23 protein-coding genes and 1 pseudogene are annotated in these 21,961 nt (G+C 70.5%); 13 read left to right on the top strand and 11 right to left on the bottom strand.

Going from position 1 to position 21,961, the window contains the following annotated elements; all coding sequences use genetic code 11:
• Nucleotides 1-14: 14 nt before the first annotated feature.
• Nucleotides 15-848, bottom strand: coding sequence for a hypothetical protein (locus tag OG223_RS19300; RefSeq protein ID WP_329249937.1), 834 nt, complete (start codon nucleotides 846-848; stop codon nucleotides 15-17).
• A 335-nt stretch (nucleotides 849-1,183) separates the two neighbouring features.
• On the opposite strand from OG223_RS19300, the gene OG223_RS19295 reads away from it, so the two are divergent.
• The 3 genes and pseudogenes from OG223_RS19295 to OG223_RS19285 form a co-directional block, all read left to right on the top strand.
• Nucleotides 1,184-1,594: a hypothetical protein gene (locus OG223_RS19295; protein WP_329249933.1), complete on the top strand. Its 411-nt coding sequence runs from the start codon at nucleotides 1,184-1,186 to the stop codon at nucleotides 1,592-1,594.
• Nucleotides 1,595-1,739: 145 nt separating this feature from the next.
• Nucleotides 1,740-2,171: a cytidine deaminase family protein gene (locus tag OG223_RS19290; RefSeq protein ID WP_329249930.1), complete on the top strand. Its 432-nt coding sequence runs from the start codon at nucleotides 1,740-1,742 to the stop codon at nucleotides 2,169-2,171.
• A 96-nt stretch (nucleotides 2,172-2,267) separates the two neighbouring features.
• Nucleotides 2,268-2,759 (top strand): annotated as a pseudogene (locus tag OG223_RS19285) (GNAT family N-acetyltransferase); the annotation flags it as partial.
• A 357-nt stretch (nucleotides 2,760-3,116) separates the two neighbouring features.
• Here the strand turns inward: OG223_RS19285 and OG223_RS19280 are convergent.
• A complete protein-coding gene (locus OG223_RS19280) occupies nucleotides 3,117-3,485 on the bottom strand; it encodes a Uma2 family endonuclease (RefSeq protein WP_329249928.1) in 369 nt (122 codons plus the stop codon).
• A 304-nt stretch (nucleotides 3,486-3,789) separates the two neighbouring features.
• Nucleotides 3,790-4,890, bottom strand: coding sequence for a mechanosensitive ion channel family protein (locus OG223_RS19275; RefSeq protein ID WP_329249925.1), 1,101 nt, complete (start codon nucleotides 4,888-4,890; stop codon nucleotides 3,790-3,792).
• A 324-nt stretch (nucleotides 4,891-5,214) separates the two neighbouring features.
• Here OG223_RS19275 and OG223_RS19270 point away from each other — a divergent pair, with 324 nt between their 5' ends.
• The gene (locus OG223_RS19270; RefSeq protein WP_033284586.1) at nucleotides 5,215-5,751 is read left to right on the top strand and encodes an HNH endonuclease; all 537 of its coding nucleotides are present in this window, start codon (nucleotides 5,215-5,217) and stop codon (nucleotides 5,749-5,751) included.
• Between the two features lie 93 nt (nucleotides 5,752-5,844).
• Here the strand turns inward: OG223_RS19270 and OG223_RS19265 are convergent, their stop codons facing one another.
• Genes OG223_RS19265 through OG223_RS19255 form a run of 3 tightly spaced genes read right to left on the bottom strand, consistent with a single transcriptional unit; the run spans nucleotide 5,845 to nucleotide 8,434 of the window.
• Nucleotides 5,845-7,194, bottom strand: a complete 1,350-nt coding sequence (locus OG223_RS19265) for an ABC transporter permease (RefSeq protein WP_329249920.1) — start codon at nucleotides 7,192-7,194, stop codon at nucleotides 5,845-5,847.
• Nucleotides 7,191-7,904 (bottom strand): ABC transporter ATP-binding protein, encoded by a 714-nt coding sequence (locus OG223_RS19260; protein WP_329249918.1) that lies wholly within the window; start codon nucleotides 7,902-7,904, stop codon nucleotides 7,191-7,193. Before OG223_RS19260 ends, OG223_RS19265 begins: the two co-directional genes overlap by 4 nt.
• Nucleotides 7,901-8,434 carry a PadR family transcriptional regulator gene (locus OG223_RS19255; RefSeq protein WP_033284588.1) on the bottom strand — a complete coding sequence of 178 codons (534 nt, stop codon included), beginning with the start codon at nucleotides 8,432-8,434 and terminating at the stop codon, nucleotides 7,901-7,903. The genes OG223_RS19260 and OG223_RS19255 overlap by 4 nt, the downstream gene beginning before the upstream one ends.
• 181 nt (nucleotides 8,435-8,615) lie before the next feature.
• On the opposite strand from OG223_RS19255, the gene OG223_RS19250 reads away from it, so the two are divergent.
• From OG223_RS19250 to OG223_RS19240, 3 genes are all read left to right on the top strand, one after another.
• The gene (locus OG223_RS19250) at nucleotides 8,616-8,894 is read left to right on the top strand and encodes a hypothetical protein (protein ID WP_329249914.1); all 279 of its coding nucleotides are present in this window, start codon (nucleotides 8,616-8,618) and stop codon (nucleotides 8,892-8,894) included.
• Nucleotides 8,895-11,021, top strand: coding sequence for a 4-alpha-glucanotransferase (gene malQ, locus OG223_RS19245; RefSeq protein WP_329249912.1), 2,127 nt, complete (start codon nucleotides 8,895-8,897; stop codon nucleotides 11,019-11,021). It abuts the gene before it with no gap.
• 66 nt (nucleotides 11,022-11,087) lie between these two features.
• The gene (locus OG223_RS19240) at nucleotides 11,088-11,375 is read left to right on the top strand and encodes a hypothetical protein (protein ID WP_329249909.1); all 288 of its coding nucleotides are present in this window, start codon (nucleotides 11,088-11,090) and stop codon (nucleotides 11,373-11,375) included.
• Between the two features lie 67 nt (nucleotides 11,376-11,442).
• Here OG223_RS19240 and OG223_RS19235 read toward each other — a convergent pair whose 3' ends face one another.
• Nucleotides 11,443-12,051 carry a TetR/AcrR family transcriptional regulator gene (locus OG223_RS19235; RefSeq protein WP_329249906.1) on the bottom strand — a complete coding sequence of 203 codons (609 nt, stop codon included), beginning with the start codon at nucleotides 12,049-12,051 and terminating at the stop codon, nucleotides 11,443-11,445.
• A gap of 121 nt (nucleotides 12,052-12,172) precedes the next feature.
• Here OG223_RS19235 and OG223_RS19230 point away from each other — a divergent pair, with 121 nt between their 5' ends.
• The 3 genes from OG223_RS19230 to OG223_RS19220 all read left to right on the top strand — a co-directional run bounded on the left by OG223_RS19230 (nucleotide 12,173) and on the right by OG223_RS19220 (nucleotide 15,064).
• Nucleotides 12,173-13,642 (top strand): FAD-dependent monooxygenase, encoded by a 1,470-nt coding sequence (locus OG223_RS19230; RefSeq protein ID WP_329249903.1) that lies wholly within the window; start codon nucleotides 12,173-12,175, stop codon nucleotides 13,640-13,642.
• Nucleotides 13,643-13,775: 133 nt separating this feature from the next.
• Nucleotides 13,776-14,660 carry a radical SAM protein gene (locus OG223_RS19225; RefSeq protein ID WP_329249899.1) on the top strand — a complete coding sequence of 295 codons (885 nt, stop codon included), beginning with the start codon at nucleotides 13,776-13,778 and terminating at the stop codon, nucleotides 14,658-14,660.
• A complete protein-coding gene (locus OG223_RS19220; RefSeq protein ID WP_329249896.1) occupies nucleotides 14,657-15,064 on the top strand; it encodes a nucleotide triphosphate diphosphatase NUDT15 in 408 nt (135 codons plus the stop codon). Before OG223_RS19225 ends, OG223_RS19220 begins: the two co-directional genes overlap by 4 nt.
• Here the strand turns inward: OG223_RS19220 and OG223_RS19215 are convergent.
• The 4 genes from OG223_RS19215 to OG223_RS19200 form a co-directional block, all read right to left on the bottom strand.
• Complete coding sequence (locus OG223_RS19215) at nucleotides 15,039-16,766, bottom strand: hypothetical protein (RefSeq protein WP_329249893.1); 1,728 nt, start codon at nucleotides 16,764-16,766, stop codon at nucleotides 15,039-15,041. The two genes, OG223_RS19220 and OG223_RS19215, sit on opposite strands and share 26 nt — an antisense overlap.
• Nucleotides 16,763-17,365, bottom strand: coding sequence for a hypothetical protein (locus tag OG223_RS19210; RefSeq protein WP_329249890.1), 603 nt, complete (start codon nucleotides 17,363-17,365; stop codon nucleotides 16,763-16,765). Before OG223_RS19210 ends, OG223_RS19215 begins: the two co-directional genes overlap by 4 nt.
• Nucleotides 17,366-17,525: 160 nt before the next feature.
• Nucleotides 17,526-18,155: a hypothetical protein gene (locus OG223_RS19205; RefSeq protein WP_329249889.1), complete on the bottom strand. Its 630-nt coding sequence runs from the start codon at nucleotides 18,153-18,155 to the stop codon at nucleotides 17,526-17,528.
• Between the two features lie 87 nt (nucleotides 18,156-18,242).
• A complete protein-coding gene (locus OG223_RS19200) occupies nucleotides 18,243-18,761 on the bottom strand; it encodes a MarR family winged helix-turn-helix transcriptional regulator (protein WP_329249886.1) in 519 nt (172 codons plus the stop codon).
• Nucleotides 18,762-18,867: 106 nt separating this feature from the next.
• Between OG223_RS19200 and OG223_RS19195 the strand changes: the two genes are divergently transcribed.
• The 3 genes from OG223_RS19195 to OG223_RS19185 all read left to right on the top strand — a co-directional run bounded on the left by OG223_RS19195 (nucleotide 18,868) and on the right by OG223_RS19185 (nucleotide 21,960).
• Nucleotides 18,868-19,944, top strand: a complete 1,077-nt coding sequence (locus tag OG223_RS19195) for an EamA family transporter (protein WP_329249883.1) — start codon at nucleotides 18,868-18,870, stop codon at nucleotides 19,942-19,944.
• Entirely contained in the window at nucleotides 19,866-21,107 is a 1,242-nt protein-coding gene (locus OG223_RS19190; protein ID WP_329249880.1) for a sigma-70 family RNA polymerase sigma factor, read from the top strand. Before OG223_RS19195 ends, OG223_RS19190 begins: the two co-directional genes overlap by 79 nt.
• A 79-nt stretch (nucleotides 21,108-21,186) precedes the next feature.
• On the top strand, nucleotides 21,187-21,960 hold the full coding sequence (locus OG223_RS19185) for an SDR family NAD(P)-dependent oxidoreductase (protein WP_329265364.1): 774 nt from the start codon (nucleotides 21,187-21,189) through the stop codon (nucleotides 21,958-21,960).
• The last annotated feature ends 1 nt before the right edge of the window (nucleotide 21,961 follow it).

Raw genomic sequence — 21,961 nt, 5'->3', positions numbered from 1 at the left:
GGGACGTGCCGGTGTTACTGAACGTCGATGTAGTCCCCGGCGGCGGTGGCCGCGCCGGTGGTGGCGGTGCCGGCGAAGACGTAGCGGAAGTAACCGTCCTGCGCGGCCTTCACGGTCGTCTTCAGCGCACCGCCGGTGGTGGAGGTGACCGTCTTGACGGTGGTGTAGGTGCTCGAACTCTTCGCGCGGAACTGCAACTTGGCCGGCTGGGACACATAACCGGTGTACTTGCCGGTCTCCCAGTTCGCCCGCGTCAGCGCGCCGGTGACCGTGATGGTCTTGCCCTTCTTCACCGGCTCCGGGGAGGCGTTGACGGTGAGCTTGGCGGCGCGCTGGATCTTGACCTTGCCCTTGCCGCCCCAGGCCGCGAAGTCGGTGGAGTAGCTGATCTGCTCGTCCGAGTCGTCCAGGTCGGCGTCGATGTGGGCGTAGACGCCGGCGACGTTCCAGGTGGTCGCGTCGGCCGTCTCGTACAGGCTGTCCCCGGGGTCGATCGCGATCGTATCGGAGCAGGACTCGGTGACCGTGGTGTCCGTCGACGCGGTCGTCGTGCACGTCGGAGCCATGCCGGCGTCGAGCTCGTTGTCGGAGTCCGCGAGCGAGCCGCGGTAGAGCATGACCCCGGCGAAGGTCGTCTTGTAGTCAATGGTCACGTCGGACGGCCGCGTCAGCGTGTAGGTGACGGGCACCTTCACCGTCGCGGTCGTCCCTACGACGATCGCCTTCCCCTTGTTGACCGTCACCCCGCTGAAGACCAGGGCCGGCGTCGCGGCCTGCGCGAGCGGCGCGGCCAGACCGGTCAGGGCCAGGGCACCGCTCAGGACGGTGCCGATGGCGAGTTTCCTCATTCTTGTCCCCACATTCGAAACGGACCCCTGGGCATTGCGCTCCAGAACAAGGGCCCGTCGTGGGGTGACTCTAGGCATGGGGGCTCTGCGATGGAAATGAGTTGAGCCTGTGAAGGTGATCGCATCACGGCTTCGTCACGATGGGCAAAGCCGCAGGTGGGAGCGGGGTGGCGGGGATTCCCCCCATCTGTCGCAATTGCGCGGGGCGTTGGGCCCTTTCAGGCTGGTACGACCCCGCCTCCGAGGCCGATTCGTGACGTCACGGTCGTGGTCTGCCGGCCACCTCACAGGAACACCTCGCGGCCTGGGCCGCCGTCACCGTCGTATGGGCCGCCGTGGCATGGCTGTCGCTACGGCACCGGGCGCGCACGTCCGGCATCACCCTCATCCCCGATGCCCTCGCCGCCCACCAGACCCGCCAACTCCGCGTGCTACGGCCCTCGGTGGGCTGGCCCGACCGGATCCGCACGGACCTGAAGTCGTCGGGCCGTGCGTCCGTCACCGCGGAGAAGGGGCGCGAGGAGATCTGGTTCCGCTGGCGCCCGGGCCGCCGTAGCCGCACGGTCTGGGGTTCGATCGCCTTCGACGAGGGGGCGGGGACGGTCCGCCTCGACCTTCGGGCGAGCGGGGTGTACACGGGGTCTTCGGGGCTGCGGCGGGGGGCGTCTTTCGTGACGTTGTGCCAGGTGGCCGGGGAGTTGGGGCTGGGCGAGGGGGAGGGCGAGGGGGAGGCCCGGCTGTCGTAGGCCTCAATTCGGTTGGGCGGAGCGGTGGTTGGGCCGCTGCGTCAGCCGGACATCATCCGGCGGAACAAGCGCACCGCCGATATTCGCTTGCACACCGTCGTCACTCGGGTCACCGTCGGCCTGGCACCTGACGAAGGCGGAGAAGATGACCACGCAGACCCATGACGGCAACCCCGTCGACCACGTCGACCACGAACTCATCCAGGCCGCGGCGCACATCGCGCGCACGCGCTGCCGGGGCGACAACCACACCATGGCGGCCGCGGCCCGCGCCCGGGACGGCCGGATCGTCACGGCGGTGAACGCCTACCACTTCACGGGAGGCCCCTGCGCCGAGCTGGTCGTCATCGGCACGGCGGCCGCGCAGGGCATCTACGAGCTGGACACGATGGTCGCCGTGGGCGACCGCGACCGGGGGGTTGTTCCCCCGTGCGGCCGGTGCCGTCAGGCCCTTCTCGAGTACTTCCCCTCCCTCAAGGTCATCGTCGGCACAGGCGACCGCGTCCGAACCGTCCGTGTCACCGACCTGCTGCCCGAAAGCTTCGTCTGGGCGGACCATCAACTCGATGCCGAGTAGGCCGCTGTCCTGGTCCCCCTCGCGGTCCCGACCAAGCCGCGTCGCCCGGACAATCCCCGTGCGGTCCCCTCGCCCCGCGTGATACTCCTCCCTGCCATGAGTGATCTTGTGACAGAGCGGCTCGTGCTGCACCCGATGACCGTCGGTGAAGCCGAGCGGGTGGTCGCGGGCGAGCCGGGCAGCGGTGACCGATGGGCGCCCGGATACCCCACCGACGGGGACGTGTTCGCCGCCAGGCGCTTCCTCGGCACCTGTGCGGCCACCGGTGATCCCCAGCCGTTCGGCAACTACGAGATCCGGCGCCGGGAGGACGGCCGGGCGATCGGCGGCGTGGGCTTCCACAACCCGGTGGACGCGAACGGCAGCGTGACGATCGGCTACGGCATCGTCCCGTCCGCCCAGGGACAGGGGTACGCCTCCGAGGCGCTCCGCGGACTGCTGCTGTTCGCGCGGGCACAAGGAGTCACCTGTGTGAAAGGCGACGCCGACCACGACAACATCGCATCCCACCGCGTGATGCTGGCGGCGGGCATGCGGCCGGCCGGACAGGACGAACGCGTCGGATACTTCGAGATGACCTGGACCGAGGCGCCGCCGATGAGTGAACTGTCCTGGTACGGCGTCCGATGCGTGTTCCGGGATCGCGAACTCGGCGTCTACGAAGAGCGGGTGACCCTGTGGCGGGCCGCGTCGTTCGACGAGGCGATCGAGCGCGGGGAGTCGGAGGCGCGCGAGTACTGCGCTGACCTCGACAGCGTCGAGTACACCGACTTCGCCGAGGCGTACCGGATGTACGACGAGCCGGGGGAAGGTGCCGAGGTCTTCTCCCTCATGCGGGAGAGTGAGTTGCCGGTCGGCGAGTATGTGGAGCGGTTCTTCGATACGGGAGCTGAGCGGAGGGGACGGGGCGACGCCGGGTGACGGGCTTGCCCGCATCTCTCGGGCTCAGTTCTCCAGGAAGGGTGCCGTGTCCAGGGTGGGGTACGGGGCCGGGAGGGGCAGGGGCTCGCCCAGGTCGACCTTGGACTCGGCGGCGTAGTACGCCTCGGTGGGGTCGTCGCCGGGCAGGTTCGGGTCGGTGTAGCAGTGGGCGGTCTTCGCGTTCCGGTTGATCAGGACGTAGACGGGGACTCCGGCGGCCGCATAGGCGCGGAGTTTCGGGCCGGTGTCCGTCTCGTGGTTGGTGGAGGTCACTTCGCCGACCAGGGCGATCATGTCGATGGGATAGCAGCCCTTGTGGGCCTTGCGGTAGGACTCGTCGAGTTCGCTGGGCCTGCGGCGACGGACGTAGAAGTCCGGGATGAGCAGGGACATCGTGATGCCGTCCTTGTGGGGGCCATCCCCTCGACGTACTCGGGTCGAATCGGCGTCGTCAACGCCTCCTCGATCGCGATCAGCAGATCGATGGGGTCCTGCTGCGTCTGCGTCATGACCGGCTCCATGATGGGTTCGGCGCTCGTCGAGGCTTTTTCCCTCGTCACGCTGCTGCCAGGCTAAGCCTGTGCGGGGTGCCCCGGCAGAGCCATGGGCCGCCCGGACGCCCCGCGACCTGCGATTCCGCCACCGTTCACTCGAACGAGTGTGCTGAACCGTTCCTCTCGCGCCCAGCCCCGTACCCCTACCGAGACCCCGACGTCCCCCGCGGCGAAGAAAGAGGCGAAGTGGCCGCCACCTGAGGTGAATCCGCGTTGGAGTAGACCGACGGCGCCGCGACCGCCTCCGTCGGGTCCGCCACATCGTCCACCGGGTCCGCCGTCGCCCCGCCCACGATGCGGATGTTCGCCTCGTCGAAGGCACGCTTGACGCGCCAGCGGAGTTCGCGTTCGACGGTGACCGACTTGCCCGGCATGGTCTTCGCGGAGAGGCGTACGACCATCGAGTCGATGAGGACGCTGTCGAGGCCGAGGACCTCGATGGGGCCCCAGAGGAGCTCGTTCCAGGGCTCCTCCTTGCTCATCTTCTCCGTGACCGCGTCGAGCGTCGCCTTCACCCGGTCCAGGTTCTCCGACGCGCGGACGGTGACGTCCACGCCCGCCGTGGCCCAGCCCTGGGAGAGGTTGCCGATGCGCTTGACCTCGCCGTTGCGGACGTACCAGATCTCGCCGTTGCCGCCGCGCAGCTTGGTCACGCGCAGGCCGACCTCGATGACCTCGCCGGCGGCGACCCCCGCGTCGATCTGGTCGCCGACGCCGTACTGGTCCTCCAGGATCATGAAGACGCCGGAGAGGAAGTCCGTGACGAGGTTGCGGGCGCCGAAACCGATCGCCACGCCCGCCACACCGGCGGAGGCCAGCAAAGGGGCGAGGTTGATCTCGAAGGTCGCCAGCACCATCAGCGCGGCCGTGCCCAGGATCACGAAGGACGCCACCGAGCGGAGGACCGAGCCGATCGCCTGTGAGCGCTGGCGGCGGCGCTCCGCGTTCACCAGGAGGCCGCCCAGCGCCGTGCCGTCCACCGACTCGACCGTGCGGTTCATCCGGTCTATGAGCTTGGTGATCGCCCGCCGTACCGTCATTCTCAGGACCGCCGCGATCACCACGATCAGCAGCACCCGGAGCCCGATCGCCAGCCATGTGGACCAGTTCTGCTCGACCCAGCTCGCTGCGTTGGTCGCGCTTTCCTGGGCGTCCTGGAGCGAGGGCACGGTCACCGCGGTCTCCGAGGGGCTCGGAGTCGGCGACGGCGTGGCGGCGGCCAGTAGGACGGCGGACAAGGACACGGCAGGTACCTCCAGGTGCTGCGTCTGTCCTCCGGCATCGTCCGACAGGGGCAAGGTCACGAATAGGTCACCGAGAGGGCAGGCCCACCACACTATCGGGGCATCGTGTGTGGATTGTTGCCGTGTTCGGGGGAGAGGCCCTTCCCGGCCGGGAAAGAACAGGTGGGACGAACCCACGGCCGTCCCGGGGCTGCATCACATGTGGTCGAAAACACTCCCAGCCCGTTACCGGGACATGGTGGCGCTTCCACCAGGCATGAGGGGAGACTGACTACAGATCGTCCCGGCGCGAGCCACGCGCCGCCGACGCACAAGGAGGCATCCGTGCCGCATGTCCTGGTCCTCAACGCGTCGTACGAGCCACTCGGCGTCGTACCGCTCCGCCGCGCGCTCGTCCTCGTCCTGGAGAACAAGGCAGTCTCCCTTGAGGAATCCGGCGCCTTTATGCACAGCGCAACCGTCACAGTCCCCGCACCCAGCGTGGTCCGGCTCAAGCGATTCGTACGGGTTCCCTATCGGGGGCCCGTTCCTCTCACCCGGCGGGCGCTGTTCGCGCGCGACGGGGGCCGGTGCATGTACTGCGGTGGCGTCGCAACCAGCGTCGACCATGTCATTCCGCGCAGCCGCGGGGGCAAGCACGCGTGGGACAACGTGGTGGCGTCCTGCCGCCGCTGCAACCACACGAAGGCCGACCGACACCTCTTCGAGATCGGCTGGCGGCTGCGCCACAAACCCGCCCCACCCACCGGCCTGGCCTGGCGCATCATCGGGACAGGTCATAGGGACCCGCGCTGGCTGCCGTACTTGCAGCCGTACGGCGCGGAGGACGCGATGGCCCGGATCGACGGCATCTCCGCCTGACGATCCGGGCTTTTGTGTACCCCCTGTCCCCCCCCAGTACGGCGGTACGGAGTCGTCCGCCCCGGCAGCCCCCCGCGCTGCCGGGGCGGACCGTCATGCGTAGCGCAGTTCGCCCGGCCGCACCGACCGGCGTAGCAGCGGCAGTGACGTGGCCGCCGCCAGCACGCAGGCCGCGTACACGCCGACCGGGACCAGTGGCGCGGTGTACGGCACGGGCACGGCCGTGTGGCCCGACATGGCGGCGCCGTACCAGATGCTGATCGTCGTGCCGCCGAGGCCCGCCACCGCGATCGCGGGGAACAGCGGCAGCGCGGTCTCCAGGAGCAGCGCGCGGGCCAGTACGGCGTGCGGCACCCCGGCGGCGACCTGTGCGGCCAGCCCCCGGCGCCGGGTGGCCAGGGACTCGGCGGTGCCGACGGCCAGGCCCGTCAGGACGAGCACGAGGGCGACGAGGATCGCGGCCGCCGTCAGGTCGATGCCGGTCGTGTAGTAGGACATGCGCGCGCCGAGGCTGCCCTCGCGGCGCCCTTCGTCCAGGTCCGCGAGCAGTATCTGCCGTACGCCCGCGAAGGCCGAGCCGACGACCGTCACCAGCAGCACCGCCGCATGGGTACGGGCGGTCGACCAGGGGTCCTCGCGCAGCCGTTCCGCCGCGATCAGCAGCGCGGGCCGCCCGGTGCCGGCCGCGAAGCCCTCACCCAGTTGGCGGGACGAGGCCCCGGAGAGCCAGATCGCGGTCAGGCTGAACAGCACCGCCAGGACGAGCACGGTCACCGGGCCGAGGTCGAAGGAGACCGGGCTGCCGAGGACCGGGGTCAGCGCGATCGCCACCGCCGTCGCCGCGAGCAGCTTGGTCGCCGTACGGAACAGCGGCCCCGGCCCGCGCACCGGCCGCACCCGCCGTACCCGGCCCAGCGGATCGGCCACCACCCGCCGCAGCGACACGGCACTCACGACCGCGCCCAGCACCGGCACGGCCGCCGCGACCAGGACGACCCCGGCCCAGGCCGTGGCGTACGGCAACAGCGCCACGACGGCCGCCGTCGCCACCGCCGAACCGGCCAGGCAGGCCAGTCCCGACTCCAGTGCCGCGATCCGCCGCACCTGCCCGGGCGTCGCCCCCGCGAGCCGCAGCGCGGCCAGCCGCCGATCCCGGTGCACCGCCCCGATCCGCGCACACTGCCCGAGAAACCCGAGCACCGGGATGAGCAGCAGGCCGAGTGCCAGACTCACGTTCCGCCGGTCACTGGGGGAGTCGAACAGCCCCGACCCGAACGACACGGTGTAGAAGCCGTCCAACGACAGCAGCGCTACGACGCCCAGTCCGATCCCCGTCGCCAGCGCGGCCCCGACCGCCGTGAGCCCGACACGCCACCACTCCCGCCGGTCCGAACCCCGGGTGAGCAGCCAGGCCAGCCGCAGATCGGACAGCAGGGAACTCATACCGTCACCCCCGCCGTCGCCACGGTGCCGTCCGTCAGCCGGATCTCGCGGTCCGCGTACGCCGCGACCTGCGCGTCATGGGTGATCAGCAGGACCGCCGCACCGGACTCGCGGGCCGTGCCGACCAGGGCCGTCATCACCTGCTCGCTCGCCAGGGAGTCCAGCGCGCCCGTCGGCTCGTCCGCGAAGACGACCTTCGGGCCGGTAACCAACGCCCGGGCGAGCGCGACCCGTTGGGCCTGCCCGCCGCTCATCTCGCCCGGCCGCAGCTCCGCCTGCCCGCGCACCCCGAACCGCTCCAGCCACTCGGCGGCCCCGTCCCGGGCGTCCCCGCGCGAGGCGCCCGCGAGCAGCAGCGGCAGCGCGACGTTGTCCACCGCCGTCAGCTCGGGTATGAGCTGGCCGAACTGGAAGACCACCCCGAACTCGGTGCGCCGCAGCTCGCTGCGCCGCTTCTCGGGCAGTTCGTCCAGCCGCTCTCCGGCGTACGTCACCGTCCCCTCGTCCGGGCGGACGATCCCGGCCAGGCAGTGCAGCAGCGTGCTTTTGCCGCTGCCGCTGGTCCCGGTGACGGCGAGGATCTCACCGGCGCGCAGTGCGACCGAGGCGCCGCTCAGCGCCCGGGTCCTGCCGTGCGTCTTGGCGAGGTCACGAGCCGCCAGCAGCGGCACCGGCGGGGTGTCCTCCGGGGGGTCTTCCTGGGTGCTCATGCTGTGTCGACCTCCGCGGTCAGAGTGGTCAGCCGGGCCGCCGTCGTCGCCATCCAACGGAGGTCCGCGTCAAGGTGGTTGAGGGCGTAGTCCGCCGAGAGCACGGTCGCCAGGTCGGTGCCCTTGGCGGTCTTGACCGCCGTGAGTTCCCGCATCCGCTCCATGTGCGCGGCGCGTTGGGCGCGGAGATACGCCTCCGGGTCGCCGTCGGCCAGGATCGAGACGACGACCTTGGCGAAGATCTCGTTCGTCACGAAGGGCGCGGGCGGCGCGATCTCCCCTGCCCAGCGGGCGAGTTCACGCGAACCGTCCGCCGTCGCCCGGTACGCCGTCCGCTCCGGGCCGCCGTCCGAACCGGTGCCGTCGACCTCCGCGAGACCGTCCCGGACCAGCCGCTGCAGGGTCGTGTAGACCTGCCCGTACGCCAGCGGGCGGGCCTGCGGGAAGCGTTCGTCGTGGCGTCGCTTGAGGTCGTAGCCGTGGCTCGGTCCTCCGGCGAGCAGGCCCAGCAGGATGTGGCGGGTGCTCATGGCGCTCAGTATGCACCGGATACATGTACTGAGTGAATAGTGATCAGCGGGAAAAGCAAGGGGAGTGGGGGAGGGAGTGGCCGCAGTGCCACCCGTACCCCAACCTGGAGGTCTGCCGTCGCGCCCACTGGGTAGGGCTGCGGTAACCCGCCCGCACGCCCGACACGACAAGGAGGCCCCCGTGGCCGCAGCATCGGCGTCCCTTCCGCTCCCGGCCCGCTCCAAACGCACCGCGGAGCCGTCCGCCCACCTCGCACCCGACGTGTTCTTCGTCGACTCCGAGGGCGCCTGGGCCGAGACCCCGCTGACCAGCGAACCGCCGCTGGCCGACGCCGAACCCCTCACCAGCGAGCCCCCGCTCGCCGACGCCGCCCCGCTCACCAGCGAGTCCGCCACGATGGACGCACCGCTCACCAGCGAGGCCGCCGCCTTCGCCGACCCGGACTCCACGAGGCCCTAGATGACCGCACCCCGGCCGGTGGACACCCTCGGCGAGGACCTGTCCCGGCTCGCCGAACTGCACGGCGTCGCCACCGCCTACCGCCCCTCCCCGGACCACGCGGTCCCCGCCTCGGCCCTCGCGGTCGTCGCCGCGCTGGCCGCCCTCGGCGTCGACGCGAGCACCCCGCGGGCCACCACCGCCGCGCTCGCCGCCCGCCGACATGAGCTGGCCGAACGGCTGTTGCCGCCCACCGTCGTGGGCCGGTACGGCAGCACGCCCGCCGCGCTCGACGCACTGCCCGAGGGCACCCGGCTGCACATCGAGACCGAACAGGGCGAGACCCGGACGGGCATTGACCAACTCCCGCCCGGCGTCCACCACGTGACCGCCACCGCACCGGACGGCCGCCGCGCCGAGGCCCAACTCGTCGTCGCCCCGGACCGGTTGCCCACGCCCACGGGACGGTCGTACGGGCTGATGGTGCAGGTCTACTCTCTTCTCTCCCGGCATTCCTGGGGCATGGGCGACCTCGGTGACCTGGGTGAACTCGCCGCCTGGGCAGGGCGATCGCTCGGGGCCGGGTTCGTCCAGGTCAACCCCCTGCACGCGGCCGTGCCGGGCGCGCCCACCGACCCCTCGCCGTACCGCCCGTCCTCGCGCCGCTTCCCCGACCCGGTGTATCTGCGGATCGAGGACATCCCCGAGTTCGCGTACGTCGGGGAGGCGGACCGGGAGGGACTGCGCGGGCTCCTCGAACAGGCCGCTCGACTACGTCAATCCGTCCTGGAGAAGGACGCGTTGATCGACCGCGACGCCGTGTGGGAGCTGAAGCGCGAGGCGCTGGAACTCGTCCACCAGGTCCCCCTCGGACCCGGACGACGGGCCGCCTACGTCGACTTCCTCGCCCGCGAGGGCGAGGCGCTGGAGGACCACGCCACCTGGTACGCCCTCGCCGAGGTGCACGGCTCGAACTGGCGGGAGTGGCCGGCCGCCCTGGGCGACCCGCGGTCACCCGAAACCGCCCGCGCCCGCGCCGAGTTGATGGACCGCGTCGACTTCCACTGCCGCCTCGCCTGGCTCACCGACGACCAACTCACCGCCGCCCAGCGGGCCGCACGGGAAGCGGGCATGCCGATCGGGGTCGTGCACGACCTCGCGGTGGGGGTGCATCCGGACGGCGCCGACGCCTGGGCCCAACAGGAGTACTTCGCCGCCGGCATGTCGGTCGGAGCGCCCCCGGACGCCTTCAACTCCCTCGGCCAGGACTGGGGTCTGCCCCCCTGGCGCCCCGACCGCCTCGCCGAGTCGGGCTACGCCCCGTACCGCCGCCTGCTCCGCGCGCTCTTCCGCTACGCCGGCGCCCTGCGCATCGACCACGTCATGGGCCTGTTCCGGCTCTGGTGGGTCCCGCAAGGCCAGCCGCCCACCGAGGGCACCTACGTCCGCTACGACGCCGAGGCCATGCTCGCGATCCTCGCGCTGGAGGCCTCGCGCGCCGGGTCGGTGGTGATCGGCGAGGACCTCGGGACCGTGGAACCGGGTGTGCGCGAGGCCTTGCAGGAGCGCGGGGTGCTCGGCACGTCGGTGCTGTGGTTCGAACGGGACTGGGAGGGCGACGGCCGGCCGCTCGCCCCCGAGAAGTGGCGTGCCGACTGCCTCGCCACCGCGACCACCCACGACCTGCCGCCCACCGCGGCCCGGCTCACCGGCGAACACGTCGAACTCCGCGACCGGCTCGGCCTGTTGACCCGCCCGGTGGAGGAGGAGCGGATCGAGTCCGCCACCGATGTGGGGGAGTGGCTGGCGCTGCTGTCCCGGCTCGGCCTCTACGAAGAGGCCACGGGCGGCGGTCGGCCCGCCTCCGAGGAGGAGGCCGAGATCCACGCCGTCCACCGGTTCCTGCTGCGCACCCCCGCCCGCATGATCGGCGTCTGGCTCCCGGACACCGTCGGCGACCGGCGCCCGCAGAACCTGCCCGGCACGTGGGACCAGTATCCGAACTGGCGCCTTCCCGTCGCCGACGCGGACGGGCGTCCGGTGACGCTGGAGGAACTGGCCGCGTCGCCGAGGCTGCACGCGTTGGTGGATGTGCTGCGGGTGGGGTTGGAGGCGGGTCCGGACGGCAGTGGGGAAGGGGGCGTCTGACCCCCGTGCGGCCCGTACGGCACCCCCGGGCGCGCGGCTCGTTCGGACGTTCGCTACTTTTGCGGTGTGGACAAGAAGAACGCCCTGCGCGCCGGCGCCCTGGCTGCCGGTACGACGCTGATGATGCTGCTCATGACGTCCCCCGCGCTCGCGCTCACCCGCGACGACGGTGACGACCCGGGCTCCGGCCTGAGCGTCGCCGACACGCTGGGGCTCTATGTCCTGATCCCGCTCGCGCTGTTCGCGATCATCGCGGGCCTCGTCATGGCGCTGGACAAGTCCAAGGACCGGACGCCGAAGGCCAAGTCCGGCACGAAGGCCGGCGGCGGTACGGCTGTCGACGCGAAGGTCTGACCTCACGTTTTCCGGAGGGCGTCCGCCTCACCCACAGCGGTGAGGCGGACGCCTTCGGCATGTCCGCTCACGGGCTCGGCGTCGTCAGATAGCGCTGCACCGTGGGCCCGAGCCAGGCCACGATCTCCTCGCGGGCCAGCGCCACGGTCGGCGGGAAGCGCAGCACGTAGCGCGTGAGCGCGAGCCCGAGGAGCTGCGAGGCGACCAGACCGGCGCGGGCCGGTGCCTGCTCCGGGTCGGGGCACGCCTGTCGCGCGACCGGCAGCAACTGGTCCCGGAAGATGGCCTGCATCCGCTCGGCACCGCCCTGGTTCGTCGCGCCGACCCGCAGCATGGCCGTCAGCTCCTCGTTCTCCTCCCACATGGCGAGGAAATGCGTCACCAGCGCCCGGCCGACCTCGTCCCGCGCGGCCGAGGTCAGGTCCGGCAGCCGCAGGTCGTAGGAGACGGCCGCCGCGAACAGGCCCTCCTTGTTGCCGTAGTAGCGCATCACCATCGACGGGTCGATCCGTGCGTCCTTGGCGATGGCGCGGATGGTGGCGCGTTCGTAGCCGTCGGCGGCGAAGCGTTCGCGGGCGGCTTCGAGGATGGCGGCGCGGGTGGCGTCGGAGCGGCGGGGGCCGGGGCTGGTGCCGCCGGTGCCGGAATCTGTGCCGTTGCTGGCGCTGTCGTTCATGCCAACAAGCGTAGGCCAACACGTGTTGACAGTCCAGGGGGCGGGTCCTAGCCTCGTCAACGAGCGTTGGCAAACAGGCGTTGGCAGGCAAGCGTTGGCGCTACGGCATTAGGAGGCCACCATGAACGGCAACAGCACCCGCACCGGCATCGACAACCCCGACCGCACCGTCATCGTCGTCGGCTCCGGCCCCACCGGCCTGCTCCTGGCCGGTGACCTCGCCGCCGCCGGTGTCCCGGTCACCGTGCTGGAGAAGCGCCCCGAGAAGATCAGCAACCTGTCCCGCGCGTTCGTCCTGCACGCCCGCACCCTGGAGCAGCTCGACGCCCGCGCCCTCGCCGACGAACTGGAGGCCGTCGGTCAACCCCTCGACCGGCTCCGCCTGTTCGGCCGCCTCACCGTCGACCTCACCCCCCTCCCCTCCCGCTTCAACCACCTCCTCGTCCTCCCGCAGTACGAGGTGGAGAAGGCGCTGCGGCGGCGCGCGGTCGAGGCGGGTGCGGACTTCCGGTACGGGACCGAGATGACCGCGCTGTCGCAGGACGCGGACGGCGCGACCGTCGAGACGCGCGGGCCCGGCGGGGTGGCCGAGTCGCTGAGCGCCGCGTACGTCGTCGGCGCCGACGGGATGCGCAGCGCGGTGCGGGACGCGATCGGACTGCCCTTCCCGGGTCACTCCGTCATCCGTTCCGTCGTTCTCGCGGACGTGCTGCTCGACGAGAAGCCGGAGACCCTGCTCACCGTGGCCACCGTCGGCGACGCCTTCGCCTTCATCGCGCCCTTCGGCGACGGCTACTACCGGGTCATCGGCTGGAACCGCGCGCACGACGTCGCCGACGACGAGCCCCTCGATCTCGACGAGGTCAAGGAGATCGCCCGGCTCGCCCTCGGCCGCGACTTCGGAATGCGCGACGCCCGCTGGATGTCCCGTTTCCACAGCGACGAGCGCCAAGCGCCCGCCTACCGGGTGGGCCGTGTGTTCCTGGCCGGCGACGCCGCGCACGTCCACACCCCGGCCGGCGGCCAGGGCATGAACACCGGCCTCCAGGACGCGGCCAACCTCGGCTGGAAGCTGGCCGCGGTGATCAACGGCCACGCGCCCCGGGTCCTCCTCGACAGCTACCAGGCCGAGCGTCACCCCGTCGGCAAGGCGGTCCTGCGCAGCAGCGGCGGCATCGTCCGCCTCGCCATGGCCAAGCGCCCCTGGACCCTCGCCCTGCGCGCGGCCCTCACCACCGTCCTCGACAAGGCGGCCCCGGCCCGCCGCAAGGCCCTCGGTCAACTCACCGGCATCGGCTACGCCTATCCGGCCCCCCGAGGCGCCCACCGCCTCGTCGGCACCCGCGCCCCGGACGTCTCCCTCGCCGACGGCGGCCGCCTCTACGAAGCGCTGCGCGGCGGCCGGTTCGTACTGATCACGCCGGAGCCGTACGAGAACCAGGACATCCGCAAGGACCGGCTGACCGTGGAGCGCTGGGCGAGCGACCGTCGTACGGCACTGGTGGTGCGGCCCGACGGCTACGTGGCCTGGGCGTCCGACACCGCCGAACCGGCCGGGGTCGAGGCGGCGCTCGCCGAGCACGTCGGCTGACCGGTGGCCCACGTGTCTTCGGAGCCGGAGGGCTCGGGGCAGTGTTCGAGTGGAGGCGGTGCCATGAGATCTGGGTGTGACACCACACCCATTGCGCTACGCGAGGTACGGGTGTGCACTACTGTCACGGCACATGCGCCTCCCGTCCTTTGTGGACCTGCGGCCGATCGGCAGGTGCAACCTGAGTTGCCCGTTCTGCTTCGGCCCCCGCCACGAGGTCCCCTCGATGTCCCGCGAAGACGCCCTGCGGATCTCTGCACGGCTGCGCCAGGAGGAGGTGCGGGGCGTCGTGATCTCGGGAGGAGAGCCGACGCTCCTGCCGTATCTGGAAGATCTTGTCGGGGACTTGCGTGGATCCGGGCCCGAGAGTTCTTCACCGAGGGTCGTGCTCAGTACGAACGGGCTGGCGCCGCTTCGCAGCATGGAGCGTGTGCTGCCCGCTCTGTCCTGGATCGCGCTTCCGCTGGAGTCCGCGGACGAGGACGAGCATCGAGCGCTCAGAACGGGTGTCGCGCCCCATCGGGACAAGGTGCTGGGACTTCTGCGAGAAGTACGCAAGAACCACCGGAAGGTGCGGGTGAAGCTCGGCACTGTGGTCACGCGGCTCAATGTCTCCGGCGCGTCTCGCGTGCTCGATCTCATCGAGGAGGATCTGTGGTTGCCCGACGTCTGGAAGATCTATCAGATGTCGGAGACCAACTACGGTGCGGACAACAAGGATTGGCTTTCTCTCGACGACAATGAGTTCGACGAGGTGGTGGATCGTTGTCGGAGCGCGGCCGAAGAACGCGGAGTCGCCCTACGTGTCTATCGGAACTCGACGCGCAAGGGCAGTTACTTCTTCGTCGACCCGGACTGCGAGGTCGTCGTCGTCGACGAGCACGGCGAGCGGAGGCTGGGGAACTTCTTCTCCCTGCTGGCCGACGGCAACGGGTCCGACCTGATTCTTCCGTCCAGGAACGTCGAGAACTTCGTCACCACCTATCCGACCATCCGAGAGGGGGAGAGAGTGCGATGACGGCACACGTGCGTGTGGGAGTACAGGCGATCCTCCGCGAGGACGGCCGTGTCCTGCTGGGGCTGCGGGTCAACACCTTCGGTCACGGCACCTGGGGTCTGCCGGGCGGGCATCTTGAGATCGGTGAGTCGTTGATCGGTGCCGCTTGTCGTGAGTTGGAGGAGGAGACCGGTGTTCGTGCCACTGGTGCACGTGTTGTCTGCGTGACCGATCCCGAACCCCTGGCGAATCACCACATGCAGGTCGGCGTGGAGATCCTCGGCCACACCGGTGCGATCCGGGTGTGCGAGCCGCACCGGTGCGAACGCTGGGAGTTCTGGTCCCTGGACGCCCTGCCGGAACAGCTCTTCATCGGCTCGGCCGAGGTGCTCCGCAAGATCAGGGACGGGGCACTTCTCCGCTGATGACGTTCTTCCGGAGGTGCACGTCCTCGTGCGCCTCCATCTCGGAACGAAGGGTGTCCTTGTGTGATTCCTGGTTCTCCTGGAAATCCTCCCAGGTGCTGGAGAGCCCCCACTGATTCTCGAATTCCTTGAGAGTCGTGGTGTAGTACCGGCTGTCCCTGCCGAATTCCGCCTCCTGGAAATCCATCCCCTTCCCCGTCCGGGCCTCGGGATTCGACGTGATGTAGGACTCGACGAAGATAGTGTCCGAGGTGATGAGCATGGACGCGGGAATGTCGGTCCTGACGAGACGCAGTTCGATCAGGCCGGGATAGCGCTGCTTGAGGGACTGGTACGACTCCGTCACCGGACGGAACGTCTCCTGGTAGTAAGTGCTGTTCTCCAGGCGCTGGTCGATGTTGGAGTGGTTCGCCGGATCGGCGCTCTCGTCCCTGGGCAGGTGGGAGGCCAGGCTGTTCCATGGGTTGGTGATCACGATGTCGAGGCGCACACGGCGGTTCAGCGCGTCGATGACCTGGTCGTAGAAGAGGTAGTTCTCCTCCAGGAGATAGGAAGCGCCGCCGTGTGCGGTGAGCCGGATGACGTGCTGCTCCCGGGCGAGTGCCTTCCTCTTGGCCTTGTTGCGGGCGTCGCTGTCGTCCGGCGTGTAGATGCGGTTGACCAGGGGCGGGAGCTCGGGACTCGGCGTGATGGCCGCCTTCATCGCCGCGAGCGCGGTGCGCAGGGTCCGGGTGCGGGGGTGGTCCTGGCCGAGTGCCGACGACGTTCTGGCCGCCCGGGAGGTGGCGTCCTCGAATATCTCGACGGCCGCCAGCGTCCGGCTGTTGGTGGCGCCGGGCAACCCGGCCCAGCCGCCCGCCGTTTCGAACTCGGCGGCGGCCAGGGCGGCTTGGGCGGTGATCGTCTCGCGATGATCGAGGCCCAGGGTGACCTGGGCGCTGACGTTGAGGAGCGCCAGTTCGGCCAGTTCGGGTCCGCCGGGGTTGGCTTCGTGTCGCGCGGCGGCAAGGGCGACGAGGGCGGCGAGAGCCAGGGAAGGGTCGGCGTCCTCTTGTCGGGCGTAGCGCGAACCGGACTCGGCCAGGCTCTCCGCGGCGATGCGCAGTGCCTGCTCGTCGCCGTGGGCCCGAGCGAGGTCCAGCCGCACCAGGTCGAGGGTCAGCCGGGCCTCCAGGTCCACCTCCCAGTCGTGCCGCAGAAGGTATGCGGCCCGGTCGGCCCATGTGCCGGCGGTGGTCAGGTCACCCAGTTGCAGGCTGAGGGCGCTCAGGTTGGCGAGTATCGAGGGATGGTCCTGCGACTTGGCCAGATCGGCCCGCAGCAGAGCACCCATGAGACAGGCCTTGGCATCCCCGAAGTTCCCGTGTCTGGCCAGCAGCGTGCCGAGGCGGTTCCACGGCTCGGGGTCCGAGTACGCGAGCGGTTCGGAGAGTGCGAGCTTGCTCAGGATGAGAGCGGTGGCGTCCGCGGACACCTTCCGCAGGCCCAGTGACAGAAGCGAATCCGCCAGCCCGAGGTAGCCGGCGATGTCCTTCGGGTCGTCCGCCCAGGGCACCCTGCCTTCGCGGAGCCGGTCGACGTAGTCGGTGAGCCGGTCGCGGGCTTCGCTCCACGAGGAGTCGTGGCCCTCGAATCCCTCGTCCTGGGCGAGAGCCTTCCTCGCCACGTCGTTCGCTTCGTGCAGGCCGGGTATCTCTTTCATGATCCACCTCGGTTCGAGGGACGCCTGCTCTGCACGGTCCACCACACTCCCAGTGCGGGTCCGCTCCCCGAATCCCCGTTCGCCGACGCGTGGTTGGTGGATCGGCGGGCGGCGCCGGATGGCATCAGCAGGCCGAATATGGCCATGGCCTCCTTCACGCTGATCGCGAAGGCCTCGTCGTCGCCGACAGGTCGATTCCAGGGCTTGACCATGAGCCCGAGGACAACCGACGGGGCCGTCCGGCCGTGTGGCTCGACCGGGCTGCCCGCGTAGTGTGTGCGCTCGTTGATCGGCTGCCTGCACTGCAACCGCAACGCCTTCACGGTGAGATCGTCGTCCTCGTGGTAGACGGCGCGCGGGTCGAGGACGTGTCCCAACAGGGGTTTGGGGCTGGTGTACGGGACCGCCTGCCAGGCATCTCCGCGGCGGCACTTCCCACCGTAGGCCCATCCCCCGAGAGGGCTGCTGGTGTCGTCCAAGGCGAGAAGCACCAGGTCCGACGCGTGGTTGAAGTCGGCGACCTTGGCGACAGGCCCGTCTTCCACCTGTAGGCGCAGTCCGATCCTGAGTTCGCCGTTCTTGAAGCAGTGTGCGGCCATGAAGGCGACTTCGCGTGAGATCTTCAGCCCGGTTCCCTTCCGTTCCTTTTTCAGGAACAGACTGATCCGGTACCCGGTCTGCGTATTCGGCGGCACAGTCCGGCTCCCCCCGTGAGATCTTCAATTGGAGTTCCGGGCGTCCCGCCCGGAAGCGTCAATGTTAGCCATGATCGGAATCCGGGCGCGGCTTCTTTGCCAAGACTTCTTTCCCTTGGGAGACGGAGCGTGCGGTGGTCACGGTGACGCGAATTCCGAGGAGTCTTCTCAGCCGTCTCTTCTTACGCTTTGCGCGTTCTCCGTGTACATCGGCCAGCAACAGCCCCAGCAGACGACTGTCGGCCTCCTGCGACGCTGCCACACGCTCGGTGAACGTCTGCCACTTACGGTCCCTGGGGCTCTTCAGTCGCACACCGGTACCCCGCTGGTGCCACTCCTCCCAGGCTCTCACCCAGATGTCCGTGCAGGTGAAGGACCTCTCGCAGGCGCTTCGCAGATGCTCCGAGCTGTAGAGCTCGACACGAGCCGCCAAGGCCCCGGCGGATTCCCTCGCGGCGGCGGTCCGGCTCTGGTCGTCCGGTCGTTCGCCGGTGTGTTCGGTTCGTGCCCGGTCCTGGGCGAGGACGTGGATGGTCGTCATCAGGTCGGCGTAGGTGTCCGTGCGGCGATCCCAGAGCCGTCGCTCCCGCTCCCGCCTCGCCGTCGCCCGCTGGGTCATCCAGGCGGCGGTGAGCGTGCCCGTCGCGCCCAACGACGTGCCGATGATCGCGGCCTCTGCCGGGGTGATTCTCACGCCGTCATGATGGGGTGACGGTGGGGCGGACGGAACGCCTCCGGTGGCGATCACCCTTTCGCGGTCGTGCGCTCCCTGCGCGCGGAGTCACTCCGCCCTCTGGGTCCCCGCCAGCAACTCCCTCAGCAGGTCGGCCAGTTGCCCGGCGCGTTCCCCGTCGAGGGCGCTGGACAGGGCCTCCTGTTGGACCGCCAACCCCGCTCCGACCGCCTCGTCCATCAGCGTCAACCCCTTCTCGGTCAGGGTGACTTGGAGGCCGCGGCGGTCGTGCGGGTCGGGGGAGCGGCGGAGCAGGCCGGCCCGTTCGAGTTTGTCGAGGCGGCCGGTCATGCCGCCCGTGGTGAGCATCAGCGTCGCGGAGAGCTGGCGCGGCGAGAGGGTGTAGGGCTCGTCGGCGCGGCGCAGGGTCGCGAGGACGTCGAACTCGCCGCGCGAGATGCCGTACGGCGCGTACGCCCTCTCCATGCGGTCGCCCATGGCCCGGGAGAGCCGGAAGATCCGCCCGAAGACCTCCATCGCCGCGGTGTCGAGGTCGGGCCGCACCGCCGCCCACTGCTCGACGATCGCGTCGACGGGGTCCTTGCGCTGCTCAGGGCGTGCACTCATGTGCCGAGTATCGGCCGGTCCGTGGGTCGCCCGCAAGAAAGTGACTTGACGGAAAGTTGCTTGGCGCTAAGCTAATCAGCGGCAAGTTACTTACGAGAGGGATGGCATGAACGCCGTGAACCGCTCCACCACCGTCCTCCTCACCGCCCTCGCCCCCATCTCCTGGGGCACCACCTACGCCGTCACCACCCAGTTCCTGCCGCCCGACCGCCCCCTCTTCACCGGCCTGATGCGCGCCCTCCCCGCCGGTCTCGTGCTCCTCGCGCTGGCCCGGGTGCTGCCGCGCGGGGCCTGGTGGTGGAAGGCGACGGTGCTCGGCGCGCTGAACATCGGCGCCTTCTTCCCGCTGCTGTTCCTGTCCGCGTACCGGCTCCCGGGCGGTATGGCGGCGGTCGTCGGCTCGATCGGGCCGCTGTTCGTGGTCGGCCTCTCGGCGGTCCTGCTGGGACAGCGGCCCACGGCCCGAAGCGTGCTCACCGGCGCCGTCGCGGCCTTCGGCGTCAGTCTCGTCGTACTGAAGGCGGCCGGAGCGCTCGACCCGGTCGGCGTCCTCGCGGCCCTCGCCTCCACGGCCTCCATGTCCACCGGCACCGTGCTGACCAAGCGGTGGGGCCGCCCGGACGGCGTCGGCCCGCTCGCCCTCACCGGCTGGCAGCTCACCGCGGGCGGCCTGTTGATAGCCCCCGTCGCCTTCCTGGCCGAGGGGGCACCGCCCGCGCTCGACGGCCGGGCGGTCGGCGGTTACCTCTACCTCGCGCTGGCGAACACGGCGATCGCGTACTGGCTCTGGTTCCGCGGCATCGGCCGGCTCTCCGCCACCCAGGTCACCCTCCTCGGCCCGCTCTCCCCGCTGACCGCGGCCGTCGTCGGCTGGGCGGCACTCGGGCAGACGCTCACGCCGCTGCAACTCGCGGGGATGGCGCTGGCGTTCGGGGCGACGGTGACCGGACAGATCGGGGCGCGAACCCCGTCCGTTTGCGTTCGGGAGGTACCGTCACGCGGGACTGCCGTGACGCAACGCCGGAGACGCCCGTGGCCGATGAATCCTGCCCCAGTTGTGGCAAGCCGCTCACCGCACGGACGGGCCGCGCCGGACGCCGTTCCGTGTACTGTTCCGCCGCCTGCCGCCAGAAGGCCTACCGGGAGCGACAGGGGAGCGGCGGGGTCGGTGTCGACGGACTGATCAAGGAGATCGGGCGGCAGGTGGCGGAGCTGGTGCCGCAGCCGCCTTCCGTCTTCTACTCCGGGGTGACGGAACTGTCGTCGTCCGTCGCGCGGCTGAGGCGGGTGGCGCGCACGGCGCGGGACACCGCTCAGGAATCCGTCACCCATGGACCCGTTACGGAAGTCCCCGCCGTTGCCGAAGTCCCGCTCGACGAGGGTGACTTCGCCGCCCTCGTCGAGTCCCACCGTCGTGAGATCCAGGTCCACTGCTACCGCATGACCGGGTCGTACGACGACGCCGAGGACCTGGTGCAGGAGACGTTCCTGCGGGCCTGGCGGGCCCGGGACACCTTCGAGGGGCGGGCCGGTGCCCGTACCTGGCTGTACCGCATCGCCACCAACGCCTGCCTCGACTTCCAGCGCCGTACGGCCCGTCGCCCCCGGCGCTACGAGCCGTTGCCCGGCATGAACCACGGTGGCGGGGAGCCGCCCGCCCGCGTCACCTGGCTACAGCCTTACCCCGACGACGAGTTGCCCTCCGCCGAGGAGCAGCCGGAGGCCGCCGCCGTCTCCCGCGAGACCCTAGAACTGGTCTTCCTGGCCGCCGTACAGCATCTCCCGCCGCGCCAGCGCGCGGTGCTGGTGCTGCGGGACGTGCTCGGGCTGACCGCCGTGGAGACCGGCAAGGCCCTCGACATGACCGTGGCGTCGGTCAACAGCGCGCTGCAACGCGCCCGTCCCACCCTGCGCGACCGGCTGCCCGGCCGGCGTGCGGACTGGACGGCCGACGGGCCCACCGAGCACCAACGCGCCCTGGTCAAGCGGTACATGGCCGCCGCCGAACGCCTCGACCTGTCCGAGGTCGCCGCGCTGCTCAGCGAGGACGTCGTCCTCACCATGCCGCCGAACCCGTTCTGGTTCACCGGCCGCGACGCGCTCGTTGAGTTCCTGAGCGTCAGCCTCGACGTCAACTCGCCCATGTTCCTCGGGCATTGGCGTCATCTCCCCGCCCGCGCCAACGGGCAGCTCGCGGCCGGGGGTTACGTCCGCCGGCCCGGTACGACCGTCTACCGCGCCCAGGTTCTCGACGTGCTCCGCTTCGACGCCGACGACCGGATCGCCGAGATCACGTCCTTCGAGCCGCACCTGTTCCCGGCCTTCGGACTGCCGCTGCGACTGTGAGCGATGAGTGGGGGGCTCCTTGTGCGTCTGTATGGCCGACACGAACGACACGTACCTCACGACCCACAAGGAGTTCACCATGCTGCTCACCGACAAGACCGCGGTCGTCTACGGCGCCGGCGGCTCGATCGGCGGTGCGGTCGCCCGTGCCTTCGCCGCCGAGGGTGCCCGGGTCCACCTCGTGGGACGCACCCGGGAGACGCTGGAGGCCGTGGCCACCCACATCAAGGACATCGGCATCAAGGACGCCGAGGTGGCCGTCGTCGACGCCCTCGACGAGACGGCCGTGGAGGAACACCTCGCCCGGGTCGGGGACTTGGACGTGTCCTTCAACCTCGTCTCGCGCGGCGATGTGCAGGGCCTGCCGATGACCGACATGCCCGTCGACGACTTCCTGCGGCCCGTCCTCAACGGCACCCGCGCCAACTTCATCACCGCCCGCGCCGCCGCCCGCCGCATGGCCGAACGCGGCTCCGGTGTCGTCCTCACCCTCAACAGCGGTTCCGCGCACGGCAGTCCGATGATGGGCGGCACCGGTCCCGCCGACGCGGCGACCGACAGCCTGGTGCGCAACCTGGCGATGGAGTTGGGTCCGCGCGGGGTGCGTGCCGTAGGACTGTGGGCCGCCGGTATCCCCGAGACGCTCACCGTCGAGAAGCTCGGCAAGGTCAACCCCGGCCTCAACGAGGCGGCGATCCAGGGGATCCTGGACCATCTGTCGAGCCTGCGCATGACCCGTCGCAACCCCACCCTCGCGGAGATCACCGCGACCGCCGTGTTCCTCGCCTCGGACCACGCGGCGAGCATCACCGGCACGTTCGTCAACGTCACCGGCGGGATGTTCCCGGGCTGAG

Source organism: Streptomyces sp. NBC_01478, assembly GCF_036227225.1.
Classification (GTDB): Bacteria; Actinomycetota; Actinomycetes; order Streptomycetales; family Streptomycetaceae; genus Streptomyces.
This window is presented reverse-complemented; position numbering and strand designations above follow the sequence as displayed.

Coding starts and splice junctions, on each gene's coding strand:
- OG223_RS19210 (WP_329249890.1), bottom strand. CDS start 17,365: ATGGCCGCACACTGCTTCAAGAACGGCGAACTCAGGATCGGACTGCGC.
- OG223_RS19300 (WP_329249937.1), bottom strand. CDS start 848: ATGAGGAAACTCGCCATCGGCACCGTCCTGAGCGGTGCCCTGGCCCTG.
- OG223_RS19290 (WP_329249930.1), top strand. CDS start 1,740: ATGACCACGCAGACCCATGACGGCAACCCCGTCGACCACGTCGACCAC.
- OG223_RS19260 (WP_329249918.1), bottom strand. CDS start 7,904: ATGAGCACCCAGGAAGACCCCCCGGAGGACACCCCGCCGGTGCCGCTG.
- malQ (WP_329249912.1), top strand. CDS start 8,895: ATGACCGCACCCCGGCCGGTGGACACCCTCGGCGAGGACCTGTCCCGG.
- OG223_RS19225 (WP_329249899.1), top strand. CDS start 13,776: ATGCGCCTCCCGTCCTTTGTGGACCTGCGGCCGATCGGCAGGTGCAAC.
- OG223_RS19230 (WP_329249903.1), top strand. CDS start 12,173: ATGAACGGCAACAGCACCCGCACCGGCATCGACAACCCCGACCGCACC.
- OG223_RS19215 (WP_329249893.1), bottom strand. CDS start 16,766: ATGAAAGAGATACCCGGCCTGCACGAAGCGAACGACGTGGCGAGGAAG.
- OG223_RS19235 (WP_329249906.1), bottom strand. CDS start 12,051: ATGAACGACAGCGCCAGCAACGGCACAGATTCCGGCACCGGCGGCACC.
- OG223_RS19195 (WP_329249883.1), top strand. CDS start 18,868: ATGAACGCCGTGAACCGCTCCACCACCGTCCTCCTCACCGCCCTCGCC.
- OG223_RS19200 (WP_329249886.1), bottom strand. CDS start 18,761: ATGAGTGCACGCCCTGAGCAGCGCAAGGACCCCGTCGACGCGATCGTC.
- OG223_RS19280 (WP_329249928.1), bottom strand. CDS start 3,485: ATGTCCCTGCTCATCCCGGACTTCTACGTCCGTCGCCGCAGGCCCAGC.
- OG223_RS19220 (WP_329249896.1), top strand. CDS start 14,657: ATGACGGCACACGTGCGTGTGGGAGTACAGGCGATCCTCCGCGAGGAC.
- OG223_RS19255 (WP_033284588.1), bottom strand. CDS start 8,434: ATGAGCACCCGCCACATCCTGCTGGGCCTGCTCGCCGGAGGACCGAGC.
- OG223_RS19185 (WP_329265364.1), top strand. CDS start 21,187: ATGCTGCTCACCGACAAGACCGCGGTCGTCTACGGCGCCGGCGGCTCG.
- OG223_RS19265 (WP_329249920.1), bottom strand. CDS start 7,194: ATGAGTTCCCTGCTGTCCGATCTGCGGCTGGCCTGGCTGCTCACCCGG.